Genomic DNA, 6101 nt, shown 5'->3' on the forward strand with positions numbered 1-6101 from the left:
GTCCTACCCATGCCGTCCAGGTCGACGGTCGTGCGGGAGAACTGCTGCTGACCGCCGGTGCCGTCACCGACCAGGCTCTCGGTGACCACCGAGACCTTTGCCTGCGACTGCTCGTAGGCCAGGTCGTTGTAGGTGGCGCGGAAGGTCTCCACCCCGCGCTCCTGCTCGACGTCACCGATCGGGAAGACGACGGCACGAACGACGCGGCCGAGCCCGTCGACGTGGATACGGGAGCGTTCGGCCAGGCCGGCGTTCTTGGCCTGCTCGAACGTGCACGCGGTGGCCGGGTCCAGCGCGGTGCCCGGGTCCGTCCCGTCAGGGCAGGCGTAGTTCGGCCCGACGGGCTCCAGCGGCTGCCCGGTGGCCGGGTCGACGCGCCCCAAGTGCACGGTGTGCCCGAGCGGGTTGGTCACCGTGGTGACGTGCACGCCGTTGGTGTCGTAGCCGTACTCGGTGAACCCGCCGCTGGTGGCCGGGTCGAAGTCGGCGTGCTCGGCGTACTGCTCGGGCTCCCACACCTTGTGCAGCAGGCCCCGGTTCGTGCCGGATCCGCCGTAGTAGGCAAACCGGGTGGTCCGGTCGGCGACGTCAGGGTCGGCGTCATCGACGGTGACGGTCTTGACCCGGGAGAGCAGCAGATCGTCGTAGGTGTAGCGGACCTGCCCCAGCGTGGACTCGGCGCCGTCGACGACTGCCGTGTCGGTACTGGTGGCGGGGGCGACACGGAACGTGTCGGCGTTCCACACCAGGTTGAACGTAGGCGTGCTGCGACGGACCTCGCTGTTGCCCTCACCGTTGACGAACCGGGTCTCGCTGACCGACGGCAGGAACATGACGAACTCGCCGTCGGCTTGCCGCTCGGTCCAGTCCGTTTCGGAGGTGACCTTCGCCCCCGAGGTGCGGCACGCGGCCAGGGTCTGCCCACCGGTGCCGGTGCACGTGTAGGAGGTGGTCTTCTCCGGCAGCGGCACATAGGTGGGATAGTTGGCGCGCACTGCCGGCGGCAGCAGCCCCAGCGGACGCAGCTGGTAGGTGTACTCGGCCAGGCTCATCACGCCGACCTGGCCATCGGGTATGCCGGTGACCGAGTCGACGTCCTGGCCCATCACCGTGGCCGACATCTCCACCAACCCGCCGGGCGCATACGCATAGCTGCCACGTCGCGTGACGTAGGTCACATTGTCGGCCGTCCCGGGGGTGTAGGTGTTGAGCACGGTGTGGGTCTCTTCGTAGCCACGGAACGCCTTACGCCCGTACGGGCCGGCCACGAACGCCGGCTTCATGTAGCGGTAGTCGCTCGTGACCGCCGGCTGGCCGTGACCCGGATCGGCGGTGACGGTGGTCGCCACCCACTTGCCCGCCGCCACGTCACGCGTGTACGACACCGTGGTCTTGGCGCCGGTGCCGTTGGTGACGGTGCGCAGCAGCCGCGCCGGCGCCGCGGTGTCGCCGCTGCCGATGACCGGCTTGGCGTAGCGGACGCTGGTCGTGCCGTCACCGTCGGGGCCCTCGATCAGATCGAGCAGGCCATCACCGTTGAGGTCGGCCGCGTGGTAGGTCATGGTGTGCCGGTAGTCGCCGCGGTCGGCCCACTCGTTGATCGCCGCCCCGCCACCCTGCGGGTTCAGCGCGCCCGCCGGCCGCACATCGGCCTGCCCGGCCAGCGCCTTGGCCACGAACGTGTCCGCCGCGTGGGTGGACACCCACTGGCGACCGCCGTTGCCGTACGCCTGCGCCCGGCCCGCCACCCGGTCATAGAACAGCAGATCGGCAAGGCCGTCGCCGTCCAGGTCCATCATCTTGGCCCGGCCGTTGCGATCGGAGTCGTAGGGGTAGCCCTGCCAGTCGTAGCCGTCCTCACGCACGTGGAACGAGCTCAGGTCCTGGGTGTCGGGCGCGTTCTGGCTGAACATCACCTCACCGTCATCAGCGGCCGTGGCGAACCCCGCCCCGGTGTTGAACATCACCTTGGTGCCCTCGGCCGACGCACCGCCGGCCTGACACCGGTCACCCTCCTCAGAATCGATCTTGTCGACGCGGTCGGGCAGGCCGTCGCCGTTGACGTCCACCGCCGCACCGCCGGCCAGATAGCCGACGAAGTCCTCGAAATCGACATTGCAGTCGTCGCTGTGCTTGTCCATCCGCGGCGCCAGATCTCCGCTGCCCGCCCCGGGCAGAGTGATCTTCTGACCGATGGCGGCAAAGCCACCGCTGCGGCCCGGCACCACCTGTCCACCCGCCGTGCCGACGCCGTCGTGCACCAGGTCCAGGTAGCCGTCGCCGGTGATGTCACGCAGCGTGGCCAGCGTGCTCTTGGCCGGCTGCTGGTCGTTCTTGCGGGCGGCGAACTGGCCGAGGAAACCCATCTCCGGCACCCGGGCCACCAGATCGGTGGCGCCACCCGCGGTGTTGTCCCAGCCGGCCCGGACCCGAGTCGGCGTGGTCTCAAACCCCGACCCGGTGTTCCTGTACACGTGCCACCACATCTGCCGCTTGGTCACCACCACCGTCGGGTCAGCGGCGTGGCTGAAGTAGAACTCGGTCTGCCAGTCGGCGTCATCGCTCAGCGACGTACCCGGCGCCGGCACACCCTGCGTGCTGGCATACGGGCAGTGCACCGAACCGATCACCTGCGACACCAGCTCCGGCTTGCCGTCACCGTCCAGGTCGACCAGCCCATGGCGCACCTGCTGCCACGACTTCCAACTGGCCGGCGCCCCCCACTGCGCCTTGGAAGCACACGACGTGTTCGGATCCCCCTGCCAGCCGCCGGAACCGTTGGGACTGAACGACCGGTTCAGCCCCGCACACAGCAGCTCACCCACACCCGAATCCGGGATCGACGCACCGACCGGGACGTCACCCATCGCCTTACGCAAACTGAACGCCGGGAACCTGCTGGCATTGGCATTGCTGCCGTCCTGCTTGACGAAATTGCCCGACTGGTTCAGATACACATCGACCTTGCAACCACCGGTGGCCGGAGCATTGGCCGGTGACGACAGGTCGAAAGCCGGACCCGACCGACGCAGCACATCCAGATCACGGTCACCGTCGATGTCCACCAGCGTGCGCTGCACACTCTCACCCGAGGCCTGCGCAGCCGACAACTGCCACGCCAGCGTGTAGTCCAACTGCCCGTCACCGTTGACCGGCAACTGGGCCGAACCATCCCCAGGCACCGCACTGAACGGCGCCGAGCCGGTCTGCACCCCCGTGGGCGCAAACAGAGCCGGATGGCTCAACCGCGACAGCGCGTTCGTGTCAACCGACTCGGGCACCAGCAGATCGTCATCCATCCGCAGCGCCGCACCGTAATGCTCATCCTTGACATACGAGGCGGCCTTGCCATAAGTGAACGACGTCGCCGGCAACACCGTCTGCGCCGGCCCCTCCTGCAGCGCCACCGCCGGACGGAACACCGTCGGACGCACACTCGCCAACTGCCGGAACGGCGTGGCCTGCCCGTCACAACGCTCCGTGTCAGCGTGGTAACTCAACGCATAGACACTGCGCGGCATCATCTCGCCGGTCGGATTCTGGGTCAACGTACGAACCTGGGTCAGCTTGCGTGTACCAGACAACCGGGCAAACCCCGACCGGTAATCCAGCCGCGACCCGACCGCCGGCATCGTCTCCGGATTCCCACAGAAAACCGGATCCGCCCACGAGAACTCCACCCGCGCATACGCCTGAGCCGCCCCCTCGTTCGGAGCCTCATAATCGATCCCGGTCAGCAGAAACTCGCGCGGCTGGCCCCCAGTCGGCGCCGCCGTGGTCCGACCCACCGTCGCATACGTGTACTTCAACTCCGCCGGATCACCCCCACCATCCGGTCGCGTCTGCCGCACCAACGGCGCGAACGACCACGGATGCTGAGCCCTCAACCCGAAATACGCAACCGTGCCACCCGACCCGTGAACCGCCCACCAATACGGCGACGACGACACACCAGCCAGATACTCGAACCGGGCCGACGAGCCATCCCCCACAGCCCGATACCCCACCGCACCCGCCTGCACCGGCAGCGACGCATCCTCAACCAGCAACTCACCACCCGGACCGACGAAATTACGCGGCTGACCCGCCGACCCGCCATCCGGCCACTCCGGACGTACCGTCCCCGCCGAGGCATCAACACTGATCACCCCACCCGCGGACAACGACCACCCCGCCGCAACACCCCCCTGAACAGAACCCGAAGACGTATAAGACAACCCCACACCCGGCGTCAGGCCCTGCCGACCGGCCGGCACATCAAAGGCATAACCAGTGGCATAATCCCCACTGCCGAGCCCACGCCCCGCACCAGGGCCCCGGCCCCCCGCAACCCCCGCCGCCTCCAGCAACGCCCCCGCATTACCCGGACGCGCCGCCTCCGCCGCCGCAGGCGACCCCGGCAACACCGCCAACAACGAACCCGTCACCAACGCCACCGCAAAACCCGCGGTACCCCTGGCCAACACACGCCCCCAACCACCGGCCACAACACCCGAACCACGGGCACGACCAGCAGCACCGGGACCGGTCCCAAAAAAGACCAATCCAGCCATACCAACCCCACAATCTTCCAACCGCAACCGACAACAGCAGACCCCACAAGAAACAGGCTTCCCCCCCAGTACGGACACCAGCACCAGTCGGATCCAAACCACCGACTCAGCCCAACAGAACAAGACCCCCACCGGGTCTGTGCAGCTAACTGAGCTTGACCCGGTTCTCCGGATACCGATCCTGAGGTGACACTGTCACCGAGGAAGGAGTCCGAATGCCCGCACCACACCCGGCCGAGTTCCGTCAGAGGGCGGTCGAGCTGGCCCGGTTGAAGGACCGGCCCTTCTCGCAGCCGGCCAAGGAGCTCGGGATCTCCGAGTCGTGCCTGCGTGACTGGATGAACCAGGCCGACGCCGACGCCGGCCGCAGTGACGGCCTGAGCAGCGCCGAGCGGCGCGAGATCGCCGAACTGCGGCGAGAGAAGCGCCGCCTGGAGACCGAGAACGAGATCCTGCGCCGGGCGGCGGCCTACTTCGCCCGCGAGAACCTCCCAAAATGATCTACCCGGTCGTAGCGCAGATGCACGCCGACGGGCTGCCGGTCACCGTCGCAGGCCGGCTGCTGGGCGTGTCCACGTCCGGGTACTACGAATGGCGAAGCCGAGGCGACTCAGCCCGTCAGGTGGCCGACGAGGCGCTGACCGACACGATCCGTCAAGTGCATCAGCTGTCAAGAGGCACCTACGGGCGCGCCGCGGGTGCACGCCGAATTGCGCCTGGCCGCCGGGGATGGTCCTATGACGAGTCAAAGGCAAGGCACGCCCGGAGGCGGCCAGTATGTCAACGAGTCATCCCGGACCACAGAGCTAGCCTGACAGCGACCACCAGGCCGCCCGCAAAGTCTCACAGGATGTCGGCACACCGGCGGGCGCTGGCACGTGTCGTTCACCGTCCAGGTCACCCGCACCACCCGCACCCCCACGCTGCCGCAGGCCACCGTCGGTGTCGACGTCGGCATCAGCAACCTCGCCGTGTTGTCGACCGGGCAGGTCGTGCCCAACCCCCGCCACCTAGCCCACGCGCAGGCGCGGCTGCGCAGCGCCGCGCGGACCCTGTCCCGCAGGCAGGGACCCGACCGGCGCACCGGAGCGCATCCCTCCCGCCGCTGGCAGTACGCCAGGACCCGCCTGGCCAAAGCACACGCCCGGGTCACGCACCTGCGCACCGACGGCCTGCACAAACTCACCTCGACCCTCGCCGCGACCTACGGCACGATCGTGGTCGAAGACCTCAACATCGCCGGGATGCTGAAAAACCGGCGCCTGGCCCGCCACATCGCCGACGCCGGATGGGCCACCCTGCGCCGCCACCTGCAATACAAGACCACCTGGCACGGCGGGCGGCTGATCGTCGCCGACCGCTGGTTCGCCTCGTCGAAGACCTGTTCGTCCTGCGGCGGCGTGAGACCCAAGCTGGCGCTGCGGGAACGGACCTACACCTGCCAACACTGCGGGCTGTTCCTGGACCGTGACCTGAACGCCGCGATCAACCTGCGGCCGGCTGGTCGTCGCGGTGACGCTGCTGGCCGTGCTGCGGTCCGATCGCGAT

3 protein-coding genes are annotated in these 6101 nt (G+C 68.3%); 2 read left to right on the top strand and 1 reads right to left on the bottom strand.

What is annotated here, in order from left to right:
• On the bottom strand, positions 1-4049 hold a 4049-nt coding region (locus tag AB0J67_RS38595), incomplete at its 3' end, for a hypothetical protein (RefSeq protein WP_363490371.1).
• Between the two features lie 719 nt (positions 4050-4768).
• Here AB0J67_RS38595 and AB0J67_RS38600 point away from each other — a divergent pair.
• The gene (locus tag AB0J67_RS38600; RefSeq protein WP_363490373.1) at positions 4769-5053 is read left to right on the top strand and encodes a transposase; all 285 of its coding nucleotides are present in this window, start codon (positions 4769-4771) and stop codon (positions 5051-5053) included.
• Between the two features lie 378 nt (positions 5054-5431).
• The coding region (locus AB0J67_RS38605) for an RNA-guided endonuclease TnpB family protein (protein WP_363490375.1) at positions 5432-6101 on the top strand (670 nt) is incomplete at its 3' end.

This window comes from Catellatospora sp. NPDC049609 (assembly GCF_040675365.1).
Classification (GTDB): Bacteria; Actinomycetota; Actinomycetes; order Mycobacteriales; family Micromonosporaceae; genus Catellatospora.

Bases quoted from the DNA above. Each gene is read 5' to 3' on its own strand.
- AB0J67_RS38600 (WP_363490373.1), top strand. From the start codon at position 4,769: ATGCCCGCACCACACCCGGCCGAGTTCCGTCAGAGGGCGGTCGAGCTG.